This window comes from Labrys sp. F242, assembly GCF_057813875.1.
Window position 1 is genome coordinate 2,543,523 of record NZ_JBVASG010000001.1, and the last position, 23,646, is coordinate 2,567,168.

25 protein-coding genes and 1 tRNA gene are annotated in these 23,646 nt (G+C 61.7%); 18 read left to right on the top strand and 8 right to left on the bottom strand.

The window, feature by feature from the left end:
• Positions 1-44 precede the first annotated feature (44 nt).
• A complete protein-coding gene (locus tag ACZYTC_RS11925; RefSeq protein ID WP_434955872.1) occupies positions 45-1,259 on the bottom strand; it encodes an MFS transporter in 1,215 nt (404 codons plus the stop codon).
• Between the two features lie 108 nt (positions 1,260-1,367).
• On the opposite strand from ACZYTC_RS11925, the gene ACZYTC_RS11930 reads away from it, so the two are divergent.
• The 4 genes from ACZYTC_RS11930 (at position 1,368) to ACZYTC_RS11945 (ending at position 4,243) form a co-directional block, all read left to right on the top strand.
• The gene (locus ACZYTC_RS11930) at positions 1,368-1,766 is read left to right on the top strand and encodes a transcriptional regulator (protein WP_434955871.1); all 399 of its coding nucleotides are present in this window, start codon (positions 1,368-1,370) and stop codon (positions 1,764-1,766) included.
• Positions 1,767-1,797: 31 nt separating this feature from the next.
• Positions 1,798-2,715, top strand: a complete 918-nt coding sequence (locus tag ACZYTC_RS11935; RefSeq protein ID WP_441772624.1) for a hypothetical protein — start codon at positions 1,798-1,800, stop codon at positions 2,713-2,715.
• A 230-nt stretch (positions 2,716-2,945) separates the two neighbouring features.
• Positions 2,946-3,650, top strand: coding sequence for a L,D-transpeptidase (locus tag ACZYTC_RS11940; RefSeq protein ID WP_441772625.1), 705 nt, complete (start codon positions 2,946-2,948; stop codon positions 3,648-3,650).
• Between the two features lie 116 nt (positions 3,651-3,766).
• Positions 3,767-4,243: a DUF2867 domain-containing protein gene (locus ACZYTC_RS11945; RefSeq protein WP_441772626.1), complete on the top strand. Its 477-nt coding sequence runs from the start codon at positions 3,767-3,769 to the stop codon at positions 4,241-4,243.
• Between the two features lie 16 nt (positions 4,244-4,259).
• On the opposite strand, the gene ACZYTC_RS11950 is transcribed toward ACZYTC_RS11945, so the two are convergent.
• Together ACZYTC_RS11950 and ACZYTC_RS11955 are read right to left on the bottom strand one after the other, a co-directional pair.
• Positions 4,260-5,156 (bottom strand): cation diffusion facilitator family transporter, encoded by an 897-nt coding sequence (locus ACZYTC_RS11950; protein ID WP_434955867.1) that lies wholly within the window; start codon positions 5,154-5,156, stop codon positions 4,260-4,262.
• Positions 5,157-5,318: 162 nt separating this feature from the next.
• Positions 5,319-5,921 carry a class I SAM-dependent methyltransferase gene (locus ACZYTC_RS11955; RefSeq protein ID WP_434955866.1) on the bottom strand — a complete coding sequence of 201 codons (603 nt, stop codon included), beginning with the start codon at positions 5,919-5,921 and terminating at the stop codon, positions 5,319-5,321.
• Between the two features lie 111 nt (positions 5,922-6,032).
• On the opposite strand from ACZYTC_RS11955, the gene ACZYTC_RS11960 reads away from it, so the two are divergent.
• The 3 genes from ACZYTC_RS11960 (at position 6,033) to ACZYTC_RS11970 (ending at position 8,197) form a co-directional block, all read left to right on the top strand.
• Positions 6,033-7,334 carry an MFS transporter gene (locus tag ACZYTC_RS11960; RefSeq protein WP_434955865.1) on the top strand — a complete coding sequence of 434 codons (1,302 nt, stop codon included), beginning with the start codon at positions 6,033-6,035 and terminating at the stop codon, positions 7,332-7,334.
• A 78-nt stretch (positions 7,335-7,412) separates the two neighbouring features.
• Entirely contained in the window at positions 7,413-7,859 is a 447-nt protein-coding gene (locus ACZYTC_RS11965; protein WP_441772627.1) for an SRPBCC family protein, read from the top strand.
• Positions 7,860-7,861: 2 nt separating this feature from the next.
• Positions 7,862-8,197 carry an ArsR/SmtB family transcription factor gene (locus ACZYTC_RS11970; RefSeq protein WP_441772628.1) on the top strand — a complete coding sequence of 112 codons (336 nt, stop codon included), beginning with the start codon at positions 7,862-7,864 and terminating at the stop codon, positions 8,195-8,197.
• Between the two features lie 28 nt (positions 8,198-8,225).
• Here the strand turns inward: ACZYTC_RS11970 and hisI are convergent, their stop codons facing one another.
• The 3 genes from hisI to folE form a co-directional block, all read right to left on the bottom strand.
• On the bottom strand, positions 8,226-8,636 hold the full coding sequence (gene hisI / locus ACZYTC_RS11975; protein WP_441772629.1) for a phosphoribosyl-AMP cyclohydrolase: 411 nt from the start codon (positions 8,634-8,636) through the stop codon (positions 8,226-8,228).
• A 70-nt stretch (positions 8,637-8,706) separates the two neighbouring features.
• On the bottom strand, positions 8,707-10,338 hold the full coding sequence (locus ACZYTC_RS11980; RefSeq protein ID WP_488989682.1) for an NADP-dependent glyceraldehyde-3-phosphate dehydrogenase: 1,632 nt from the start codon (positions 10,336-10,338) through the stop codon (positions 8,707-8,709).
• Between the two features lie 147 nt (positions 10,339-10,485).
• Positions 10,486-11,133: a GTP cyclohydrolase I FolE gene (gene folE / locus ACZYTC_RS11985; RefSeq protein WP_434955860.1), complete on the bottom strand. Its 648-nt coding sequence runs from the start codon at positions 11,131-11,133 to the stop codon at positions 10,486-10,488.
• Positions 11,134-11,279: 146 nt separating this feature from the next.
• On the opposite strand from folE, the gene ACZYTC_RS11990 reads away from it, so the two are divergent.
• The 5 genes from ACZYTC_RS11990 to ACZYTC_RS12010 all read left to right on the top strand — a co-directional run bounded on the left by ACZYTC_RS11990 (position 11,280) and on the right by ACZYTC_RS12010 (position 15,215).
• The gene (locus ACZYTC_RS11990; RefSeq protein WP_434955859.1) at positions 11,280-11,723 is read left to right on the top strand and encodes an iron-sulfur cluster assembly scaffold protein; all 444 of its coding nucleotides are present in this window, start codon (positions 11,280-11,282) and stop codon (positions 11,721-11,723) included.
• 203 nt (positions 11,724-11,926) lie between these two features.
• Entirely contained in the window at positions 11,927-12,256 is a 330-nt protein-coding gene (locus ACZYTC_RS11995) for a hypothetical protein (protein WP_488989683.1), read from the top strand.
• 43 nt (positions 12,257-12,299) lie between these two features.
• The gene (gene yidD / locus ACZYTC_RS12000; protein WP_434955858.1) at positions 12,300-12,599 is read left to right on the top strand and encodes a membrane protein insertion efficiency factor YidD; all 300 of its coding nucleotides are present in this window, start codon (positions 12,300-12,302) and stop codon (positions 12,597-12,599) included.
• Between the two features lie 63 nt (positions 12,600-12,662).
• Positions 12,663-14,612: a threonine--tRNA ligase gene (thrS, locus tag ACZYTC_RS12005; protein ID WP_434955857.1), complete on the top strand. Its 1,950-nt coding sequence runs from the start codon at positions 12,663-12,665 to the stop codon at positions 14,610-14,612.
• A 72-nt stretch (positions 14,613-14,684) separates the two neighbouring features.
• Entirely contained in the window at positions 14,685-15,215 is a 531-nt protein-coding gene (locus ACZYTC_RS12010; protein ID WP_441772635.1) for a metallophosphoesterase, read from the top strand.
• Positions 15,216-15,262: 47 nt separating this feature from the next.
• Here the strand turns inward: ACZYTC_RS12010 and ACZYTC_RS12015 are convergent, their stop codons facing one another.
• Positions 15,263-15,847, bottom strand: a complete 585-nt coding sequence (locus ACZYTC_RS12015; protein WP_434955855.1) for a TetR/AcrR family transcriptional regulator — start codon at positions 15,845-15,847, stop codon at positions 15,263-15,265.
• A gap of 1,461 nt (positions 15,848-17,308) precedes the next feature.
• Here ACZYTC_RS12015 and ACZYTC_RS12020 point away from each other — a divergent pair.
• On the top strand, positions 17,309-17,668 hold the full coding sequence (locus tag ACZYTC_RS12020) for a helix-turn-helix transcriptional regulator (protein ID WP_441772636.1): 360 nt from the start codon (positions 17,309-17,311) through the stop codon (positions 17,666-17,668).
• A 715-nt stretch (positions 17,669-18,383) separates the two neighbouring features.
• Positions 18,384-18,830 carry a VOC family protein gene (locus tag ACZYTC_RS12025; RefSeq protein ID WP_488989684.1) on the top strand — a complete coding sequence of 149 codons (447 nt, stop codon included), beginning with the start codon at positions 18,384-18,386 and terminating at the stop codon, positions 18,828-18,830.
• A 222-nt stretch (positions 18,831-19,052) separates the two neighbouring features.
• Here ACZYTC_RS12025 and ACZYTC_RS12030 read toward each other — a convergent pair.
• Positions 19,053-19,128: transfer RNA gene (locus ACZYTC_RS12030), tRNA-Thr, on the bottom strand.
• Between the two features lie 148 nt (positions 19,129-19,276).
• On the opposite strand from ACZYTC_RS12030, the gene ACZYTC_RS12035 reads away from it, so the two are divergent.
• The 4 genes from ACZYTC_RS12035 to ACZYTC_RS12050 all read left to right on the top strand — a co-directional run bounded on the left by ACZYTC_RS12035 (position 19,277) and on the right by ACZYTC_RS12050 (position 23,590).
• Complete coding sequence (locus ACZYTC_RS12035; RefSeq protein ID WP_434955852.1) at positions 19,277-20,641, top strand: L-serine ammonia-lyase; 1,365 nt, start codon at positions 19,277-19,279, stop codon at positions 20,639-20,641.
• A 138-nt stretch (positions 20,642-20,779) separates the two neighbouring features.
• Positions 20,780-21,319, top strand: a complete 540-nt coding sequence (locus tag ACZYTC_RS12040) for an ATP-binding protein (RefSeq protein ID WP_434955851.1) — start codon at positions 20,780-20,782, stop codon at positions 21,317-21,319.
• Between the two features lie 220 nt (positions 21,320-21,539).
• Positions 21,540-22,613 (top strand): phosphate acyltransferase PlsX, encoded by a 1,074-nt coding sequence (gene plsX / locus ACZYTC_RS12045; RefSeq protein ID WP_434955850.1) that lies wholly within the window; start codon positions 21,540-21,542, stop codon positions 22,611-22,613.
• On the top strand, positions 22,613-23,590 hold the full coding sequence (locus ACZYTC_RS12050; RefSeq protein ID WP_434955849.1) for a beta-ketoacyl-ACP synthase III: 978 nt from the start codon (positions 22,613-22,615) through the stop codon (positions 23,588-23,590). The genes plsX and ACZYTC_RS12050 overlap by 1 nt, the downstream gene beginning before the upstream one ends.
• The last annotated feature ends 56 nt before the right edge of the window (positions 23,591-23,646 follow it).

The following is a 23,646-nucleotide window of genomic DNA, read 5'->3' on the forward strand; positions in this document are numbered from 1 at the left end:
ATAGGAGATTGTCGTTCATTCGCCTTGGCTCGGACTCGGTGAGGTCATTCCGCCGCATCCTGGTGGACGACGGCGCAGGCCGCCTCCTCCACCGGTGTTACCCGCGCCGGGCGATAGGTTGTCGCCAGCAGAATGGCGAGCGCCAGTACCTCGGTGCCGGCTCCCACCCAGCCGACGGCCTGGACCGAATAGCGCTCGACCACCACGGCGCCGATGGCCGCGCCCGCCGCCGTGCCGAGATAGATGGCCGATGCGTTCAGGGCCAGCAGGACCGAGGCCAGGCGCTGGTCGATGGCAAGCAGGCGCACCTGCTGCACCGCCGGGAAAGCCCAGCCGAAAACGCCCCACAGCACCAGCACCAGCCCTGCCCCGATCCAGCCGGCCAGTCCCGGCAGGAACGCCGGGATCAGCGGAAGAGCACCGAAACTCACGACCAGCACCGCCAGGACGATGGTGAGGAAGCGCCGATGGTTCCAGCGATCGGCCGCATATCCACCCACTGTATTGCCGGCAGCCCCCGCCAGGCCCGCCAGGATCAGGAAGCCGGCGACCGCTTCCGGCGAGGCGCCCAACACGGCTTCGAGATAGGCCCCAATGAAGGTGTAGACGCCGAATGCGCCGGCCAGGACCACGACCGTCAGGCCGATGACCTCGAGCACGTCCGAACGACGCGCGACGGCAAGACGATCGGCGAGGCCGGGCGCCGGAGGCCCCGACACTGCCGGCAGCTTCAGGGCGATGCCGGCCAGTACCAGCAGGCTCATGGCGGCAACCATGACGAATGTCGCCCGCCAGCCCAGATGCGCCGCAATGGCGGTTCCCAGGGGCACGCCGATCACCAGCGCCACGGTCATGCCGGTATAGATGAAGGACAAGGCTCGTCCGCGTTTGGCCGGCTCGACCGACACAGCCCCATAGGCAAAGGCGGCCGGCATGAAGGTTCCGGCCGATAGCGCCAGGATGATACGGCTCGCCGCCAGCGTGAGAAAGCCGGTGGCGAAGGCCGCCGCCAGATTGGCGAGGCTGAACACGGCCATGGCTGTTATCAGGAGAGTGCGACGCTCCCAGCGCGCCGTCATCACTGCGATAAGCGGCGAGCCGATCGCATAGGCGAGCGCAAAAATGGTGACGAGGTGACCAGCATGGGCGACGGGGATGCCGAGATCTTCGGCGATGCGCGGCAGGATGCCGGCAATCATCAAGCCTTCGCTGCCGATGGCGAAGGCACCTAGTGCAAGCCAGGTCAGGGTCCGATACATGGCGAGTCCATAAGTTCAATAATTATTGAACTTATGGACTCTTCTCCACGCCTGTCAATGAATTCAATGAGTCTTGAACTAATGGACCTCAGGCGATATGTCCCAGTCATGGCCAAGACGATCTTTCACCCGGAAACCGATCAGATCGAGTTGACGACGGTTCTGGAAGCGCTCAGCGATCCCATTCGCCGTGACATCATTCTCGGCCTCTTCGAGGAGGGCGAGCAGAATTGCTCCGCCTTCAATGGCCTGAGTTCCAAGACCAATCTGACCTATCACTATGTGCGCCTGCGCGAGGCGGGCCTGACGCGCACGCGTTTGATGGGCACGTATCGCCTGATCACGCTCCGCGCCGACGACATCGAATCGCGCTTCCCCGGCCTGCTCGCGCCAATCCTGGCTGCCGCACGGGCTGAACGCCTTCAGCGGCAGGCCGAAGGCTTGTCCGGTGCCTTATCCTCCGCCAAGGCAGTAGCCCCGGAGGCCGGGCGTGAAGATGGGGCTTGAAATCGCCGCCTTTCCGTGAATCGTGGCGGCCATGATTGCCAAGACCTCGATCCTCAAGACTTCGATCCTCCTGCTGGCAGGCGCTCTCGTGGCCATGCCGGCGGCCGCGCAGACGCCCCCGAGTTCCGAAGCCGCTCCCGCGGCGGCGCCGCAGGCGCCTGCCCAGCCTGCGCCACCGGCCGCGGCCGAGGAACCCGCCGTCACGCGCAAGGTCGAACTCTCCGCCAGCTTCGCCGAGAAGGGGGCGCCGATTCCATCGGGCCTGAAATGGCGGGTATACCGCCTCGGCAAGGGTGAGGCCGATGCGGCCAAGATGGCTGAATCCGACGATCCGGCTCCCGAATTCTCGTTGGCGCCCGGGCGCTATGTCGTTCATGCCGCCTATGGACTTGCCGCCGCGACCAAGGAGATCGAGGTCGACAAGGCGTCCGTGCGGCAGGGGCTGGTGATCAAGGCGGGCGGCCTGCAGGTCGAGGCTTCGGTGCTCGACAAGCCGATCCCGCCCGAGCAATTGACCGCTCGCGTCATGGTGATCCAGCCGACCGGGGAGCGCCGGCTCATCGCCGAGGGCGTTCCGGCCACCAGCATTCTGCGACTGCCCGAGGGACGCTATTTCGTCGAATGCACCTATGGCGAGTCCAACGCCACCGTCTCCGCCGAACTATCGATCGGTACCGGCAAGCTGACGCAGGCCACCTTCCACCAAATGGCGGCGACGCTGACGCTCAAGCTGGTGAGCCAGGCCGGCGGCGAGGCGATCGCCAACACGGCCTGGTCGGTGCTGACGCCAGGCGGCGACGTCATCCGCGAATCCATCGGCGCCTTTCCTTCCCTGATCCTGGCGGAAGGCAACTACACCGTCGTCGCCCGCCATGAGGGCCGGGTCTATACGCGCGAGTTCGACGTCAAGGCCGGCCATGACGGCGACGTCGAGGTGATCGCCCGCTAAACTGGGACCGATAGTGGCCCGGAGGGCCGATCGGCAACCTGGCCGAGCAATTCTGTTGCCATTTGATCACAGTTGCGTGCACTTTTGCCAATCGCGGCCCTCACCCCGAATTCGGTGCGCAATCCTGCCGCAATGCGCCTCTATCGCCCCAATTCATTGGAGCAACCGCTCCTCAGATTTGCTGGCTCATAGCTGCCATTGGTACACGGCGCTGGATATTCGGGGTTGAAATGATACTGACGCGACGCATACTTCTTCTGGGCGCACCACTTTTTCTTGCAAGTTGCGCAACGAGAAGCGGCCAGAGAAATGCCAATTTGCAGCAGGCCGCCTATACACCTGATCCTTACTATGTGTCCCTCTACGGAGGCATCGAGGATGATCGTTTTCCCGTCCAGCCTGTGAACCTAGCCAAGGTGCCGCCGAAATATTGGCGCCGTGAGGTCCCCTATGAGACCGCCGAGCAGCCCGGAACCATCGTCGTCGATCCCAACCAGCGTTTCCTCTATCTCGTCCAGGAAAACGGCCGGGCGATCCGCTATGGCGTCGGCGTCGGCAAGACCGAGGCGTTCAATTTCCAGGGCGAGGCCACCATCTCCCGCAAGGCCGAATGGCCACGCTGGACCCCGACGCCCGACATGATCCGCCGCGATCCCGAGTTGAACGAACCCTATCGCAACGGCATGCCCGGCGGGGTCGAGAACCCGCTCGGTGCCCGCGCGCTCTATCTCTACCGCGACGGCCGCGACACGCTCTATCGCCTGCACGGCACCACCAATCCGGCCACCATCGGCACCAAGGTGTCCTCGGGCTGCGTCCGCCTGATGAACCAGGACATCATCGACCTCTATAACCGCGTGCCTACCGGCACCAAGGTCATCGTGCTGCCTTCGGCGCCGGCTCCGGAAGAAGCCCCCCTGCCCGACATGGTCTGAGATTTGCGGGTGCGTGCGGCATCACGGCACGCGCCCGCAGTCCTCAACGGCTCTATACTCCGCCTCATCGCTCCGTTCTGCCGAGATCCTGCCGGAGCGCGTGGAGCATCGTTTCCATGGATACCATCGCCGTCGATCCCGATGCGGGCCTCGCCCGCCTTCTTCCCGGTGCCCAATTCGCCGACGCCTATGCGCTGGACATGGCCCCGCCGAAACTCGACGCAAGGCGAGCCGCTGAGCGTATCATGGCCCGCTCGCCGCGCTGGATCGCCACGCTTCTGGCTCTCAGGAACCTCGTCGTCGCTCCCTTCGGCCTGCACACCCGCCCGCCATCCTCACCGTCAGGCCTGGGTGTCCTCGGCATCTTTCCCGTCCTCAGCCAGACGCCGGACCGACTGGTCGCCGGCTTCGACGACAGCCATCTCGACTTTCGGGTGGTCGTCGACATATCCAGGATCTCGGAGCGTCAGCGCGTCACACTGACCACGCTCGTCCTCACCCATAATCGTCTCGGGCGCGCCTATCTTGCCGCCGTGCTGCCTTTCCACTGGGTGATCGTGCGCGCCATGCTGCGGCAGGCACGCGAGGCCTGATCGCGGGGCGCTTGCCTCAGGAAGCCAGCAGGACGGGCACGCCCTTATGCTTGGCCTTCTCCTCCGGCTCGACATGGATGGTCACCCGAGCGCCTTCGATCTCCTGCCGGAGCGCGAGTTCGATGCGATCGCAGATGGCGTGCGACTCCGTCACCGACATCGAGCCCTGAACAACCAGGTGGAAATCGACGAAGACGACACTGCCGACCTGGCGGGTCCTGACATCATGCGCCTCCTGGGCGCCTTCGCTGTGGGTGGCGATGATCTTGGCGATCTGGTCGAGGATCTCGGGGGGCGCGGAGGCATCCATCAGGCTGGATACGGAATCGCGGATCATCACCCAGCCCGACCACAGAATATTGACGGCGACGATCGCAGCCAGGATCGGGTCGAGAATGAGCCAGCCCGTCACGGCGACGAGGGCAACGCCGATCAGGACGCCGCCGGACGACCAGACGTCGGTCATCACATGCCGGCCATCGGCGACGAGGGCGGGCGAGCGCCACGCCCGGCCCCAGCGCAGCAGCGTCACCGCCCAGCCGAGATTGATCGCGGTCGCCACAGCATTCACCGCCAGGCCCAGCACCGGTGTTTCCAACGGCTTGGGGGCGAGAATGCCGTCATAGGCCTTGACCAGGATCAGGATCGCCGCCAGCACGATCAGCACGCCCTCGATCACGGCGGAGAAATATTCGGCCTTGTGGTGACCATAGGGATGGCCGCCATCGGCAGGCTTGGAGGCCACGCGCAGGGCGATGAAAGCTGCGCCAGCCGCAACCACGTTGATGATGCTCTCCAGGGCATCCGAATAGAGCGCCAGCGAGCCCGTCAGCCAATAGGCGCCGAATTTGAGCGCGAGGACGACAAGGCCGACGCCGGCACTGGCAAGGGCGGCTTTCTGGGCGCGGTTCATGATGGTTCCCGGTTCATGCGCACGGCCTTCGCAAAGGCCTCCGCTAAAGGCAGCTCCCTACTCCGATGAGCTGCCGTAAGGCCAGAGCAAATAGTATAGCCTGGGCTATCGCTGCTGCGACCGCTGCCGAACCATCCCGAACGGCAAGGTTTTTCGGCCTGATCAGGGCATCGACTTGCGCGCCAGGACATAGAGCCAGTCGGTCGGCTTGTTGTCATAACCGCCGCCCTTGGCGGCCTCGATCCCGACGCTCTCCCAGGGGCCGGGCCGATAGGTCTGCTCAAGCCAGTCGGCCGAGGGATAATTGTAATAGCGGTCGAACTGATCTCTGCCCTCCGCTTTGCCAGCCTTGAAGCTGGCGTAGAAAACCCCGCCGGGCTTCAAGGCCCGGTGGATCCTGCCAATGATCGCGGACAGGTTCGCACGCGGCACATGGAGCAGGCAGGCATTGGCCCAGACGCCGTCATAGGCTTCACGCGCCTCGATATCCTCGAACAGCAGGACATCGACCAGCCGGCCAAGCCGCACGGCTGCCGCATGCGCAATTTCCGGCGTGCCATCAGTCGGCGTGACGTCGAAGCCGCGCGCCAGCATGTATTCGCTGTCCTGTCCAGCGCCACAGCCAAGTTCCAAGACGGATCCGCCCGGAGCGACATGAGACAGAAACTGATCCAGGCGATGTTTCTGTGCCACTTGTCCCCGCGTGGTGTAGGCACTCGCCTGTTCAGCATAGAAAGCGATCGTCACATCATCTTTGGCAGGCATCTACGTTTCCTGTTTCACTTCCTCGCGCCCGGCGCGATAACGCGAATGCTTCGGCCCTTCTGCCGAATCAGGTCCCTCGCGATATTTCACAATTAATAGACGGAAAATAACATGGCAGGAAACGCGGAAGCCAGCTCTGCTGGGGGCTCCAGCACCCAGACAGCGCCGGGTGGAATCGGCCGCATCGTTCTGGCGAGCCTGGTGGGCACCACGATCGAGTTCTACGATTTCTACATCTACGGAACGGCCGCCGCTCTGGTGATCGGGCAGACCTTCTTTCCGTCGACCGCGCCCGGTTCGCAGGCACTCAACGCCTTCCTTACCTTCGGTATCGCCTTCCTGGCCCGCCCCATCGGCTCCATCCTGTTCGGCCATTTCGGCGATCGCATCGGCCGCAAATCGACGCTGGTGGCGTCCATGCTGGTGATGGGTCTGTCGACCACGCTGATCGGCGCGCTGCCGACCTATGAACAGGCCGGCTTCCTGGCCCCCTTGCTGCTGTGCATCCTGCGTTTCGGCCAGGGCATCGGTCTTGGCGGCGAATGGGGCGGTGCGGCCCTGCTCGCGACCGAGAACGCTCCCCCGGGGCGACGCTCCTGGTTCGGCATGTTCCCCCAGCTCGGGCCCCCGATCGGCTTCTTCATGGCCAATGGCCTGTTCCTGGTCCTGCTGATGTTCCTCGACGAAGCAAGCTTCCTATCCTGGGGCTGGCGCATCCCCTTCCTGATCAGCGCCGCGCTGGTGGCCATCGGCCTCTATCTGCGCGTCTCCATCAGTGAAACGCCTGAATTCCGCGAAGCCATGGCCCGCAACGAGCGCGTCGAGGTGCCCTTGCTCGAAGTACTCAGGGACCATTGGGTTCCGCTGATCCAGGGCTCTCTCGCCATCGTGGTGTGCTACGCCCTGTTCTACATCTCCACCGTCTTTGCCCTGGGCTATGGCGTCAACACGCTGCATATTTCGCGCAGCGACTTTCTCGGCCTGCTCTGCGTCGCCGTCATCTTCATGGCGATTGCCACGCCGATCTCCGCCGCGCTTTCCGACCGCTTCGGCGCACGTCCTGTCCTGTTGATCTCCAGTGCCTTGGCGGCATTGTCGGGCTTGTGCCTGCCCGTCCTGCTCGGCAGCGGCAATAGCTTCGAGGTCCTCGCCTTCCTGTCGCTTTCGCTCGCCCTGATGGGGCTGACCTTTGCGCCGCTCGGAGCCCTGCTTCCCGACCTCTTCCCCACCAAGGTGCGCTACACCGGCGCCTCCAGTGCCTATAATCTCGGCGGCATCCTGGGTGCCTCGCTCGCGCCCTATCTGGCTCAGATCCTGCTGCAGAAGGGCGGCCTGCCCTGGGTCGGCTATTATGTCAGCGTTGCGGCGATCATCAGCTTCCTCGCCGTGTTCAGCATGAAGCGGGGCGGCTGAAAATTTGCGAATAAGCAACCAAATGGTTGCACAAGACGGCGCGATCTGACATATATGCGCAACCAGGAGGTTGCAATTATGTCAGATCGTATTGAAAAGACCATCGAGCTGAACGCGCCCATCGACCGTGTATGGCAGGCCCTGACCAATCACGAGGAATTCGGCACATGGTTCCGGGTCAAGCTGGACGGGCCTTTTGTGCCCGGCCAGATCTCGCGCGGCCATATCACCTATCCCGGCTATGAACATGTCGTCTGGGAAGCCAAGGTCGTCAACATGGATGAGCCCCGCCTGTTCTCGTTCACCTGGCATCCCTATGCCGTCGATCCGGACGTCGACTATTCAAACGAGAAGCCGACGCTGGTGGAATTTCATCTGCGCCCGGAGGGGACGGGAACCCATCTCAGCGTGACTGAATCCGGCTTCGGCGCCATTCCCGCCCACCGCCGTGCCGAAGCCTTCCGCATGAATGACGGCGGCTGGGCCGAACAGATGAAAAACATCAAGGCCCATATCGGCGGCTGATCATGTCGACAGCTGACCTTGCCACCCCATCGAACCCCGCCGCCATCTTCGCGGCATTGGGAGATCCGACCCGTCTGTCGCTGCTCAGAAGATTGAGCAGCGGCCAGACGCAGTCGATCGCGAAGCTGTCGACAGACACCAGCCTGACACGCCAGGCCATCACCAAGCACCTGCATGTGCTCGAAACGGCCGGGCTTGTTTCAAGCCTGCGTATCGGGCGCGAGACCCAGTTCGCCTATCGGCCCGAACCGATCCAGGCGGTGCGAACCTATCTCGACGAAGTTGCCGTCCAGTGGGACGACGCACTCGGGCGCCTCAAGGCGCTGGTGGAAAGGTGACGGTCGCTGGTTGCCCGGCCAATGGCCACTACTCCGCTATCACCAGCCGCGCCGGCCCGCCCTCTTCGCTCTTCACCACGCGGTAGAAGCAGGAATGGCGGCCGGTGTGGCAACAGCCGCCATCACCGCCGACTTCCACGCGCATGATCAGGGCGTCCTGGTCGCAATCGGTACGCAACTCCACCACACGCTGCAACTGACCGGAAGTCTCGCCCTTGCGCCAGAGAGCCTGGCGCGAGCGTGACCAGTACCAGGCCTCGCCAGTCTCCAGGGTGCGGCCCAGAGACTCCGCATTCATATGCGCGACCATCAGCACCTCGCCATGCTCGGCGCCGAGCGTCACCACCGTGATCAGGCCGTCGCGGTCGAACTTCGGCGTGAAGACGAGGCCCTCTTCAAGGGAGGCCTTGTCGCGGGGCGGGGGAAACGAGGTGCTCATGGTTCTACTCTTGGGACGGATGTGGACTAGGCTCGGGTCCTGGAAGATCTTGGGCCCTCGATCCAGGGCCCTAGAAGATGAAGTCCGTATGGATGAACTTCGACTTGTGGCTGCGCGTGATCTCGTCAAGCAATTTCTTGCTGGGCTCGGTCTGCTTGGCGGCGATCATCGAGCGGATCGAGAAGGAACGCAGCGCGTCGGTGACCGACAGCGTCCCCTCGGCCGAATCCTTGCGGCCGGTGAACGGGAAGACATCCGGCCCGCGCTGGCACTGGCAGTTGATGTTGACCCGGCAGACCTGGTTCACCAGCGGATCCACCAGGGTGCCGATGTCATCCGCGCTGGTGGAAAAGATGCTGACCTGCTGGCCATGCTCGGAGGTGATGACATAGTCGAGCGCCGTCTCGATGTCGTCGAAGGGCATCACCGGCACGATCGGCCCGAACTGCTCCTCGCGATAGAGCTTCATGCCTTCGGCGACAGGATAGACCACGGCCGGCCGGAACAACGTTGCCACCTCATCCCCGCCGCCGGCATTGACCACCCTGGCGCCCTTGGCCACGGCGTCCTCGACGCAGGCCATCATGTACTCGGCTTTGGCCCTGTCAGGCAGTGGCGTGATGCTGACGCCCTTGTCCCAGGGCATACCGATCTTGAGCTTGGCAAGCTCCTCGGTGAAGCGTTCCAGGAAACGATCGACGATGGAACGGTGCACGATCAGCATCTTCAGCGCCGTGCAGCGCTGGCCGTTGAAGGACAGCGCACCCGCAAGGCATTCCTTCACTGCCAGTTCCAGGTCGGCATCGGCCAGGACGATCGCGGCATTCTTGGCATCGAGGCCGAGAATTGCGCGCAGCCGGTTGGCCTTGGGATGCAGCTTCTTGAGGTGATCGGCGACCTTGCTGGAGCCGATCAGGGTGAGCGCGTTCACCCTTCCCGATTCCAGCAGATGCGGCACGATTTCCGCGCCCTTTCCGTAGACGAAGTTGACCACGCCGGGCGGGAAAGCACTGCGGAAAGCCTCCAGCAACGGCTCGAACAGCAGGACGCCGAAGCGCGGCGGCTTGAACACCAGCGTGTTGCCCATGATCAGGGCCGGGATCAGCGTGGCAAAGGTCTCGTTCAGGGGGTAATTGTAGGGCCCCATGCACAAGACGACGCCAAGGGGCGTGCGGCGGATCTGGCCGATGGTGCCTTCTACGATCTGGAAACGTGAATTCTCATTATCGAGGTTGCGCACGGCATCGACAGTGGCGCGCATATAGTCGACGGTGCGATCGAATTCCTTCTCGGCGTCTGGCAGTGACTTGGCGATCTCCCACATGATCAGGCGCACGATCTCGCCGCGGCGCGCCACCATCTGGCGGATAAAATCCAGCATGCAGGTAATGCGATCGGCGACCCGCATCGTCGGCCAGGCGCCGCGGCCATTGTCATAAGCGCCGACCGCGGCGGCCAGTGCGGCATCGGCTTCCGGGATGCCGCCGACCGGAATCGAGCCGAGGGTGACCGGCAGCAACCGTCCTTCCCCATCGCGCAGGTGAATGGGCGAGATCACGCTCTGCTTCTCGCCGGTCCATGCCAGCAATTGCCCGTTCACCAGCACGCGATCCTGGTGGATCTCGCCTGGAAGACGGAACTCGGCAGGAATATCCCCGGCCTGCGGGAACAGAGTCTTGAGCTCAGTCGACTGCGGCATCATCGCTTCTCCTTCGAGACATGGCTGCCCATCCCCGGCACGATCCATGCCACACGCGTTCCAGCGTGCAGCACAACTCATAAAGGGAATAAGACGCTCGACCGCAGAACTGCGCCGCCGTGACGAGCAGCCCAGGCAGCCAGTTGTCGCTCAGCGTGCCTTGTAGGCGCGCTGTACCAGGGACAGGAAGTGCATCTGCTGCTGCGGCTCAGACTTGAAGACGCCGGTGAAGCCAGTTGTCACCGTGGAAACGCCCTGCTTCTGGATGCCGCGCATGGCCATGCACATATGCTCGGCTTCCAGCATCACGGCCAGTCCCCGCGGCTTGAGGCGTTCCTCGATGGCCTGGGTGACGTTGGCGGTCAGATGCTCCTGCGTCTGCAGGCGGCGGGCATAAATCTCGACCACGCGTGCGAGCTTGGACAGGCCGACCACTCCGCCGCTGGGATAATAGGCGATATGGGCGTGGCCCATGATCGGCACGATATGGTGTTCGCAATGCGAATAGAAGGGGATGTCCCGTACCAGCACCATGTCATCATAGCCGCCGACTTCCTCGAAGACGGTGTCGAGTTCTTCGCCGGCATCGTGCTCATAGCCCTTGAACATCTCGCGCCAAGCCTTGACCACCCGCTTGGGCGTGTCGATCAGGCCTTCGCGATCCGGATCGTCGCCGGCCCACTGGATCAGCGTCCGCACGGCGGCTTCGGCCTCCTTGCGTGACGGGCGAGGCATAGGGGCGCGGGCGACGTCATCTCGTTCCAGTTTGGCCGCAGGCTTATCCACCAGTGCATCCATCAACAGCTACTCCCACCGCCAAGGCAGATTGCTGACAATCGGCCTTGCGGGTTTAGATCATACCGGTCTGGAGAGCACCCCTCCCCAACCGACCCATTCATGCCTATATAGGTGAGAGCGAAGCGCATACAATCAAGCGTCCACCCATGCTCGACGATGTCTATAATAAACGTATCCTCGAATTGGCAGCCAATATTCCGCGTATCGGCCATCTGCCGCGCGCAGATGCCGCAGCCACCGCCCATTCCAAATTATGCGGTTCCACCGTCTCGGTGGAGCTGGCGGTAGAAGGCGGCAAGGTCACTGATTTCGCCCATATCGTGAAGGCCTGCGCCCTCGGACAGGCCTCCTCCTCCATCATGGCCCGCAACATCATCGGTGCGAGCGGTGATGAATTGCGGCAGGCGCGCGAGACCATGCGCCGCATGCTCAAGGAGAATGGCCCGCCTCCGGAGGGCCGTTTCGCCGAGGCCGCCGTGCTGGAACCGGTGCGTGATTTCAAGGCCCGCCACGCCTCTACCTTGCTCACTTTCGACGCCGTCGTCTCGGCCTTCGACAGTATCGAGGCCAAGAGCAAAGCGGCGGAATAGCGCAGTTTCCCGGGATCGCAGGCGTCCTCGCCTGCTCTTGGAAACGCCGCGTTTGCGTAAAAGAAAGGTGCAGGCGAGAACGCCCGCTGCCACAGGGCTTACCCTGCCCCTTGCGAATTGTGACGGAAAAGCCCCATTCTGCTCTTGAACTTGCCGGTTTTTCCGGAAATGAGCATCGCGTTTAGGTAAGGACGGGGGCGCCCATGTTGAAACTAGTCCTGCGGCGAAACGTCAAGTCGGGGCTGATCGGCGGCAAGAAGTTCGAGGTTCATAGCCGCATCGAGACGGACAAGGATCTCGTCGCCTTGTTCAAGGGTTATCCTGACGAACTCGTACTCGCCTATAAGTCGATCTGGGCCGACCGCAGCCTGTCGCTCAAGCGCAGCGAATTCCTGCGCGGGACCAAGTTTACCGTCACTTCCCTCAACGAACTCATCGAACTGGAGGAAAGGCTGCAATCGGCCTTCGACCAGGTCCGGCGCATGATCGAGATCGTCGAGACCTTCCAGACCGATATCGCCCTCGAACTTTGATTCCGCTTCCGGCTGGAGGCCCTCACCCCTGTCGCATCTCGTCATGACCTGGCCTCGCACTGCTGCACATCTCGTCATCAGGACCTACCAGGTCACGCTGTCGGCTCTGATCGGGCGGCAATGCCGCTATTTCCCGAGCTGCTCGGAATATGCGGACGAGGCGATCGGGCGGCACGGCGTATGGGCGGGCGGCTGGATGGGGGTGTTCCGCATCTGCCGCTGCCATCCCTGGGGCAGCTCGGGCCTCGATCCCGTGCCGGAACGATTGCCCGCCGACACGAGCTGGTATAGACCGTGGCGCTATGGCCGCCGGCGGCCTTTTACCTGCGACGAGGGCCAGTAAGTCCTCTTTATCACCTGAAATCGCTTACCTGCTTGGTTGGCAGGAGTGAGCCCGGAGACACATATGCCTGTTTTGACTTTCCCCGATGGCAATCAGCGTTCCTACGATGCCGGCGTGACCGGCAAGGCCGTTGCCGAGGGCATCTCCAAATCGCTGGCCAAGAAATCCATCGCCATGAAGCTCGACGGGGTACTGACCGACCTCGCCGAGGAGATCGGCGCGGATGCCCGCATCGAGATCGTCACCCGCGAGAGCCCGGAAGCGCTGGAGCTGATCCGCCACGATGCCGCGCATGTCATGGCCGAGGCCGTGCAGTCGCTCTGGCCCGACACCCAGGTCACCATCGGCCCGGTGATCGAGAACGGCTTCTATTACGACTTCTACCGCGCCGAGCCCTTCTCTTCGGAGGATTTCCCGAAGATCGAAGCGAAGATGCGCGAAATCATCGCGCGCAACGCGCCCTTCACCCGCGAAATCTGGAGCCGTGACAAGGCCAAGCAGGTCTTCGCCGACAAGGGCGAGAAGTTCAAGGTCGAGCTGGTTGAGGCCATCCCCGCCGACCAGGATTTGAAGATCTACTACCAGGACAACTGGTTCGATCTCTGCCGCGGCCCGCATATGGTCTCGACCGGCCAGATCGGCACCGCCTTCAAGCTGATGAAGGTGGCCGGCGCCTATTGGCGCGGCGACAGCAACAATCCGATGCTGACCCGCATCTATGCCACCGCCTGGCGCAACCAGGAGGAGCTCGACCTCTATCTCAAGCAGATCGAGGAAGCCGAAAAGCGCGACCATCGCCGCCTGGGCCGAGAGATGGACCTGTTCCATTTCCAGGAGGAAGGCCCTGGAGTGGTATTCTGGCACGGCAAGGGCTGGACAATATTCCAGGAGCTGATCGCCTATATGCGCCGGCGCCTGAAGGCCGACTACAAGGAGGTCAACGCGCCCCAGCTGCTCGACAAGCATTTGTGGGAAATCTCCGGCCATTGGGGCTGGTATCGCGAAAACATGTTCATGGCGAAGTCGGCCGGCGACGAGACCGAGGACGAGCGCGTCTTCGCCATCAAGCCGATGAACTGCCCGGGGCACCTGCTGATCTTCAAGCACGGCCTGAAGTCCTATCGCGACCTGCCCATGCGCCTGGCCGAATTCGGCGCGGTGCACCGCTATGAGCCCTCGGGTGCCCTGCACGGCCTGATGCGCGTGCGCGGCTTCACCCAGGACGATGCCCATATCTTCTGCACCGACGAGCAAATGGCTGCCGAATGCCTGAAGATCAATGATCTCATCCTGTCGACATATGCCGATTTCGGCTTCAGCGAGATTACGATCAAGCTCTCCACCCGGCCGGAGAAGCGCGTCGGTTCGGACGAATTGTGGGACCGAGCCGAAGACGTGATGATGAAGGTGCTCGACACCATCCAGGCGCAGTCGAACCAGATCAAGACCGGCATCAATCCCGGCGAAGGCGCCTTCTACGGGCCGAAATTCGAATACACTCTGAAGGACGCCATCGGCCGCGAATGGCAGTGCGGCACCACGCAGGTCGATTTCAACCTGCCGGAGCGCTTCGGCGCCTTCTTCGTGGATTCGGACGGTGAGAAGAAGACACCGGTGATGATCCACCGCGCCATCTGCGGCTCGATGGAGCGCTTCCTCGGCATCCTGATCGAGAACCATGCCGGGCATTTCCCGCTCTGGCTGGCGCCCGAACAGGTAATGGTGTGCACCATCACCTCGGACGCCGACGACTATGCCCAGGAAGTCGTCGCTGCCTTGCGGGCGGCGGGACTACGCGCGGAAATCGACCTGCGCAACGAGAAGATCAACTACAAGGTGCGCGAGCATTCCCTCGCCAAGACCCCGGTGATCTTCGCCCTCGGCAAGAAGGAAGGGGCTGAACGCACCGTCTCGATCCGCCGTCTCGGCTCGCAGGCCCAGTCGGTCCTGCCGCTCGAGGAAGCGATCACTGAACTGGTCAAGGAAGCGACCCCGCCGGATCTGCGGCGCTAAATCGGAGGGACACTTCCTCCCTTGTGCAATGGGCGTCGGCCTGCGGGCCGGCGCCTCGAAACAGGCCCTGGCGTGAGCAAGCTCTTCTTCACCGCCGATACTCATTTCGGCCACGAATCGATCATCCGCCTGTGCAAGCGCCCCTTCGAAACCGTCGAGGCGATGGATGAGGCCTTGATCGCACGCTGGAACGACAAGGTCGCGCCCAACGACGTGATCTATCACATCGGCGATTTCAGCTTTCGCGCGGGCAAACCAGCCGAGACCTATCTGGAACGCCTCAACGGCCAGATCCATCTCATCCTCGGCAACCACGACGATCCGACCAAGCTGGAATCGACCGGGCGCTTGCGTTCGATAGCCGAGATCAGGGAGTTACGCTGGAAGGGCCAGACTATCGTGATGTGCCATTATCCGATGCGGGAATGGCCGGGAGCCTGGCGCGGAGCCTGGCATCTGTTCGGGCATGTGCATGGCCGCCTCGACAACGAGCCCTTCGGCTACAGCCTCGATGTCGGCGTGGACAGCCATGATTACGCCCCCCTCGCAGCGGAGGAAGTGGCCACGCTGATGGCCGGGCGTCAGCAGATTTTCGGCACCTGACGTCTGAAGGACGGCAGCGGAGGCCGTTCTGCAGTCAGTCCTCTATCCTACTCCGCGGCAACCCTGGCCACGGGTTCGTTCCGCACAGCCAGCCCCGCCAGCACCATATCGAAGATCTTGTCGACATAGGCCGCATCGGGCGGTGTCACGGTGGTATGGAACCGCTGGAAGATCGGAGACATGATCAGATCCAGTACCATATCTGGATCGACATCGTCCCGGATCTGCTTCTTATGCATGGCTGAGATCACGAAAGCCCTGGCAATCTCCTGGCGGCGTTTCATGACGATCTCGCTGAATCGTTCTCGGAACGGACGTTCGAACTGCGCCTCGGCCAGGAGGGCCCTGGAGGCGCCCTCCATCATCGGGTTGCTGAGATATTCAGCCAGACGGCGTACATAGTTGCGGAAATTCACCATGGGTTCGCCGCCTGCAACCATGGGTGGCAGCACTTCGGTGCAGCGGGCAAGATAGGCATCGAGCAGGAGATCGGCCTTGCTGTCATACCAGCGATAGATGGTCTGCTTGCCTACCCCGGCAAGGGCAGCGATGCGTTCGACCGAAATGTCGCGATAGGGAGCGCGTTCAAGCAATTCGGCCGCTGCATGCAAAATCGCCTGATGCGTTTCCATGCAGCGCGGTCTTCCGACGGGTCGTGCCGCCTGCTGCGCAATGGCCACCGACAACTCCTTCAAATGTCAAGAATATAATCTAGACGTAATGTCTCATATATATACGCTTCTGTGCTTGTTTACAATCAACCAGACCTTGTATGGCCACCCTATCTCCCGTGGCGGCGGGCGGAAATCGCCAGAGCAGCAGCTCGAGACTAAGCGCCAGCCGCCGCCCATTGAGGAGGGGTAAGCGACAGCTCACCGCTCACGAAAATTTCAATACGCCCCGTATTATATCTCTTGCATTAGGAGACGAGCCGTCTTATAAACAACCCCATGGAAGGGATGGCAATCATTCTTCTGGATTGCGGCTCCTCTGAGACTGAGTGTTCAAGCGTATCGTCAGTTCAGTAACGATTGTTAGTACGTAAGTGTAGATGAAGGCGTGTTTGCGCTTTTCGATATTGCATAGTTTGATTTCTTTTCGGGCGCCGCACCTCCCCAACAGGTGCGGCGCTTTATTTTTGTCACCTGGCAATCGCCCCGGTGATGACGAACAATATTATCGAGCCGCTGGCGGTAACTATGTACGGCCACCCTTTCGGCCCCCGCCGCATCCCCTGAAAACTCGTCATCGCCTGTCCTGAAAGAAAACGCGCCGGGCCATATTTAGCCGCATAAGGACTTAGGGCGGGATTCGGGGCTTCGGAACATCACAAGGTAGCCCGCAAAGGGCCCACCCATTCCCGGGCAGCAATGCGACCGCCGGCACGACGCGGAGCGCGCCCTTCGAAACTTAATGAATTCGCGCCAATAAATATAATGGTAGGTCCAAATCCAAAAGGGTGCTACAAAAGTCAACAGGGAATATTTTGGCGTTTCGACGCTGCATTTGCATTTTTCTTGTCTAATATTGACGAAGATGTCGATGCAATTTTTGATGATATCATTCCCTCTGCTTAATTGATCCAGCACTCATGCGTTAAGTGATCGATATTCTGGCGACATCAAAACGAAAATCTTGTGGTTGCAGGCATAAATTAGTCCCTCCGCGCAGTCATGGCATGCCGTCGTTTCTCTCAATCCATTTCCCACGGCAGACGTGCGGCAATCACCGGAGAGTTAATATGAACACCCGCTCTTTCGTCGCTGTTACAGCCATCGTCGCGACGATTTTTGGATGTGGTTACGCAGCGAATTCTCTTCGAGACGCTGCAGCAGATGGCCTCAGATTGAAGATGGAGAGAGTTCAATACCCTACGGACACATCGACAATGAGACTTTCCAGCAACAATCTCACAAAAGCAAAAGAATGCGCCGCCCCTCACAGAGAAATTGATAACTCTACTGTAGAATGCAAATAAAAATTACACGTACTTGAATAATATTCAACTAAAATAAAATGTAATTACATATATCTATATAATAAAAATCGGAAAAATTCGATTAACACCATTCTTTTCAAATATGGAGGTCCATATGCAAAGGCATCCGGCCAAATTACGCCACTCAGACACGCCTGAACACCGAGATATCACCGTCGCCTGCAGTCCCTACTACCGCATGCGGGCTGATATACAACGACACCTGAAATCCTCGCGCGCGCTTCCCAATGGACACGTTGAGGGCAATGAAATCAATATCGTAGAAGCGTGGCGAAAAGCAAATAATCTCAGCCAGGAGGAACTTTCGCACAAAGCACATGTATCTATCGAGGAAATTGTCGACATCGAGACCGGGAAATTCAACTCGCCGATGATCACTTACATAAAAATCGCCAAAGTACTTAGAGTTCACATTTCTATGATACTGGGGTCGAGCAGGACTATTATTTCCTAGGAGGAGATGGATGCCACGCACGCCTCCGCGGCGCTCGCCACCGATATGGCCGGATGCATCACGCGACCGAGCAATCACCGACGCGTGGACGGCATATTCTGGCGAACCGAAGGTCCATGCCGGTGTTGCTGGTTGCATCCTGGGGTGTATGAGCGATCCTGAACCGCTGTATCTCGACTTGCTTTGAGCAGCCGAGGGGCCGGATGGACCCATGTCGAGATCGCAGTTACGAGACTCGCGGATCTAAATCTCATTGGAGAGACGCTCGGCATTCGCGACATCCGTATCGCCGTCGAGCCAATGTTACATCAGCCTTCGCGACGATGAAAATCCACTCCGTATGGGTTGCGTGCCAAAGACGGACACCTTGCCGAGCATCCGATACGCTGCGGTGCAGAGCGCTTTTTCAGCTATGCTCGCAACCAATTTCCGCAGTGCCTTGTCCGCCTCATCCGCAAATAGCGGAAGAACCGGCACCAGGGAACAGCAGGCGGGGATCCTCGCCTGCCAATCGAGGCAAGTCGTCGACCCGCGCAACACCTCGGCTCTTTTGCGGCGCCACTAGCTCGACCAGCGACCAGCCAAAATCCCTCAGATCAAGCCGGCGATGCATCATAAGGCTCCTAACCAGTGCCCTGAATCACCACTTGCTTCCCTGCCCTAGCAAGCAGTTTTAGGAGTTTACGGCTCAGACGACACCTTGTAGATTTGTGACATGGCGCTCAAACGGATGGACAACGTAGGAATCGTCGTCGATGACCTCGAAGGGACGATCGATTTTTTTCGCGAGCTCGGCCTCGAGCTCGAAGGGCGGGCCACGATCGAAGGAGAATGGGCGGGACGTGTCACTGGGCTGGGCGATCAGCGCGTCGAGATTGCCATGATGCGCACGCCGGACGGTCACAGCCGGATCGAGCTATCCCGCTTCCTCACGCCGCCTGTCATCGCCGATCACCTCAACGCCCCGGTTAACGCTCTAGGCTACCTCCGCGCCATGTTCACCGTCGACGACATCGACGAGACGCTCGAAAGGCTCCGCAATCGCGGCGCGCAACTCGTAGGTGAGGTCGTTCAGTATAAAGACGCGTATCGGCTCTGCTACATCCGCGGGCCTGGGGGGCTTCTGATCGGACTCGCCCAGGAACTCGGCCCCGCACAATAAGGCGATAATGACGAGGAGTGACGCGGCCCGATCCACCGTCATCGCCGGTGCCCAATAGCTGGCTCTGAAACCCTGGCGACTTTCCAGGCAACTGTCACGAGCGACTGGCCCGTGGCGCTCACCATGAAAGCGATGCCAGAGCGTCAAGCTTTAGAACAAAACCACTCCACCAGCCTGCGACGGCACGGCCCAAACAATTGAAACCCAAGGGAAGTGGGAAGGTGGTGCCGGTTGCGGGACTTGAACTCGCGACCTACCGCTTACAAGGCGGTTGCTCTACCAGCTGAGCTAAACCGGCGTCGGTTTTGGGGTAGCAATTCGAGCCCCTTCGCGCAAGTTTCCTGTGCAATGAAAGTTGGTGTAATATTTGTTACGCTCCCTGTGGCGATGGCGCGTTCCGATTGTTGCGATCCAACAGTAGCCGGTTGGTGGGGAACTCAGAGCCGATGATCAGTGTCTTCGACATCTTCAAAATCGGCATCGGACCCTCGTCCTCGCACACTGTCGGCCCCATGCGCGCCGCCAATCGCTTCGTGCAGTCGCTGCGCAAGCAGGGCCATTTCATCCATACCCACCGCGTCGAAACGGTGCTCTACGGCTCGCTGGCCTGGACCGGGCACGGGCATGCCAGCGATATCGCGGTGATCCTGGGCCTCGCTGGCGAGGAACCGGAAACCGTCGATCCCGAGACCGTCGCCGCGATCGTCGAAGACGCCACCAGCAAGGGCATGCTCGCGCTCGGTGGGCGCCGGGCCATGAGCTTCGAGCGCAACCGCGACATCGTCTTCGACCGCAAGACCCCGCCCAAGGGACACCCCAACACCCTGTCCTTCACGGCTTGGAACGAGGGCGGCACCGCCCTCGCCACGGAATTCTACTATTCCATCGGCGGCGGCTTCGTGCTGGCAGAGGGTGAAGGTGCCACGGCGCGCGAGACGACGGAGGTCCCCTACCCCTTCCGCAGTGGTGCCGACTTGCTGCGCCTGGGCAGCGAACACGACCTGACCATCGGCGGCATCGTCCTCGCCAATGAGATGGCGAACCAACCAGAAGCCACCGTGCGCGAGCGGCTCGCCGGAATCCGCGTCGTGATGGATGCGGCCATCGACCGCGGCATGCGCCAGGAGGGCGAATTGCCAGGCGGATTGCGCGTGAAGCGCCGGGCCAAGGCCCTGCATGACCGCCTGCTCACCGATATCGGCCGCAATGTCCGTGCCCCCCATGAGATGATGGACTGGGTCTCCCTCTTCGCCATCGCCGTGAATGAGGAGAACGCCGCCGGCGGGCGCGTGGTGACGGCGCCTACCAACGGCGCGGCGGGCATCGTGCCGGCAGTGCTGCGCTATTACCGGGATTTCTGTGACTATTCGGAAGCCGGCGCCGACGAGTTCCTGCTCACAGCTGCCGCAATCGGCATGTTGTTCAAGATGAATGCCTCGATCTCCGGTGCCGAGGTCGGCTGCCAGGGTGAAGTCGGAGTTGCCGCCTCGATGGCTGCGGGGGGCCTTGCCGCCGCGCTCGGCGGCAATATCGCCCAGGTCGAGAATGCCGCCGAGATCGGCATGGAGCATCATCTGGGCATGACCTGTGACCCGATCGGCGGCCTGGTACAGATTCCCTGCATCGAACGCAATGCCTTCGGTGCCAACAAAGCGATTGCCGCCGCATCCCTCGCCTTGCGCGGCGACGGCACCCATAAGGTCAGCCTCGATCAGGTGATCACCACCATGCGCATCACCGGCGCGGACATGCAGTCCAAATACAAGGAAACCTCGCAGGGCGGCCTCGCGGTCAATGCGGTGGAGTGTTGACGCTTTTCAGCGCGCTCCCCGGAACTGCCTTCCGCCCAGCAAGGCCGACGACCTTCAATGCAGAGTTCGAAAACCTTGCACTCCTCTCGTGCCTGGTCCAGAACGCTTTGAACGCCATTTCCTCCCCTTGCCTGAACCATGCCTGATCTCGCTGGCCAGATCCTCATTCTCACCGGGCCTCCGGGATCGGGAAAAACCACCACTGCCCGTGCCCTGGCCGCCGAGCCCGGCGCACCCGCGGTGCATCTGCATGCCGACGATTTCTGGCACTTCATCAAGAATGGAGCGATCCCGCCTTATCTCCCGCAGGCGCATCGGCAGAACGAAGTCGTGATCGACGTGCTCGCACGTACCGCGGAAGCCTATACCAGCGGCGGCTATTTCGTGATCGTGGACGGCATCATCGGCCCCTGGTTCCTGCCGCCCTTCAGAACACTCGCCCCACCGCTGCATTATGTGGTGCTGCGCCCGCCGCTCTCGGCCGCCATCGAACGCTGCCGCCTTCGCGGCGGCGACACGCTCAGCGATCCCGAACCGATCACTGCCCTGCACGAGCAGTTCTCCTCGCTGGGGCCGCTCGAGCGCCACGTCATCCCGACCGCGGGGCAATCCCCGTCCGACACGCTCATGGCCGTCCGCCAGGCTGCGGCCAGCGGCTCGTTCCGGCTGGCACACTGACGGGCCCGGTGAAGCTTCGGCAATTTCTTGCGTTTCGGGCCGTCATCACCATGATTTTGACGTGAGAATCGGTCAGTCGAAGGCTTCTACATCTTTGACGAGCCTAAATTCCGGCCGTCAACCTTCGCTACACTCTTGTGGTGCATGGTCTTTTGCTGCAAAACGCAGCGCCTCCCCGCCGTGCGAAGCGGCCAGACGCAACAGGGCAACCGAACACTTCATGGCTTCCGATAATCGGGCTTCGAAAATTCGTATCGCTCTCGACGCGATGGGGGGCGACCACGGCCCCACGGTCGTGATTCCAGCCGCCGAGCTGGCGCTCACCCGCCATCCCGATCTGAGCTTCTCATTCTATGGCGACGAGGCCACCATCGCCCCGTTGCTGACGGCCCATCCGCGCCTTCAAGCCGTTTCCAGCGTCCATCACACCGATGTCGCCATCCGCATGGATGACAAGCCGAGCCATGCCCTGCGCTATGGCCGCAAGAAATCCTCGATGTGGCTGGCCATCGACGCCATCAACAAGGACGAGGCCGACGCCACTGTCTCGGCCGGCAATACCGGCGCGTTGATGGCGATGGCGCGCTTCTGCCTGCGCACGCTCGCCGAAATCGACCGCCCCGCCATCGCCGCTCTGTGGCCGACCTTGCGGGGCGAATCGATCGTCCTCGACGTCGGCGCCTCCATCGGAGCCGACTCCAACGCCCTGATCGACATGGCGGTGATGGGGGCGGCCATGGCCCGTATCGTGCTGGGCGTAGAGCGACCCACGGTTGGCTTGCTCAATGTCGGCGTCGAGGAGGTCAAGGGCCTCGAAATGGTGCGCGAAGCCGGCCGTATCCTGCGCGAGACCAGCCTGCCCGATCTGACCTATCACGGTTTCGTCGAGGGGGACGATCTCGGCAAGGGCACCGTCGACGTGGTGGTGACCGAGGGCTTTGCCGGCAATATCGCTCTCAAGACCGCGGAAGGCACGGCCAAGCAGATCGCCTCCTATCTGCGTTCGGCCATGTCGCGCACCTTGATGGCGCGCATCGGCTATCTCTTTGCCCGCGGCGCCTTTCAGGCCCTGCGCGATAAACTCGACCCCAACCGTGTCAATGGCGGGGTCTTTCTTGGCCTGAACGGCATCGTGATCAAGAGCCACGGCGGCGCCAATGCCGAAGGCTACGCGGCTGCCATCGATCTGGCCTATGATATGGTGAAGCAAGATCTCATGAAGAAAATCACCGAAAGCCTGAGCTTCGACCATCGCGCCGTGATGGTCGCTGCCAGCAATCCGGACGCGGCATAATGGCGACGATTCGTTCCGTCATCCGAGGCATCGGCTCCTACCTGCCCGAAAAGCGCGTTACCAATGAGGAACTGTCGAAGCACGTCGACACCACCGACGAATGGATCGTACAGCGCACCGGCATCCGCGCGCGCCATCAGGCGGCCGAGGGCGAATTCACCTCGCATCTCGCCACCAAAGCCGCCGAGCGCGCTTTGGCCGATGCCGGCCTGAAGGGCTCCGACATCGACCTGATCGTGCTGGCGACATCGACGCCCGACAACACCTTCCCCGCCACGGCCACCACCGTGCAGGCCAATATCGGCATGACCGGCGGCGCTGCCTTCGACGTTCAGGCGGTGTGCACCGGCTTCGTCTACGGTCTTTCCATCGCCGACAATTTCCTGCGCTCCGGCTCGGCCAAGCATGCGCTCGTCATCGGTGCCGAGACCTATTCGCGCATTCTGGACTGGTCGGATCGTACCACCTGCGTGCTGTTTGGCGACGGCGCAGGCGCCGTGGTGGTCGAAGCCACCATGAATGACGGTTCGATCCACGATCAGGGTGTGCTGGCGACCAAGCTGCGCTCGGACGGGCGCCACAAGTCCAAGCTCTACGTCGATGGCGGCGCGTCCACCACCGGCACCGTCGGCAAGCTGCGCATGGACGGCAAGGAGGTCTTCAAGCTCGCCGTCGGCATGGTGCCGCAGATCATCATCGACACCATGGATGATCTCGGCCTGGCCTATGACGCCGTGGACTGGTTCGTGCCGCACCAGGCCAATGCCCGCATCATCCATGCCACCGCCGAGAAGCTCGGCTTGCCGCCGGAGAAGGTCGTGCTCACCGTGGCCGAGCACGCCAACACCTCGTCCGCCTCGATTCCCCTGGCGCTCGATACCGCGGTCAAGGACGGGCGCATCAAGCGGGGCGACCTTGTCCTGCTCGAAGCCATGGGCGGCGGCTTCACCTGGGGCGCAGCCCTGATCCGCTGGTAGTCTGACGAATTTGACGGTTGCCTGAGAGAGGCGGAAGCGAACACCGGTTTCGATTG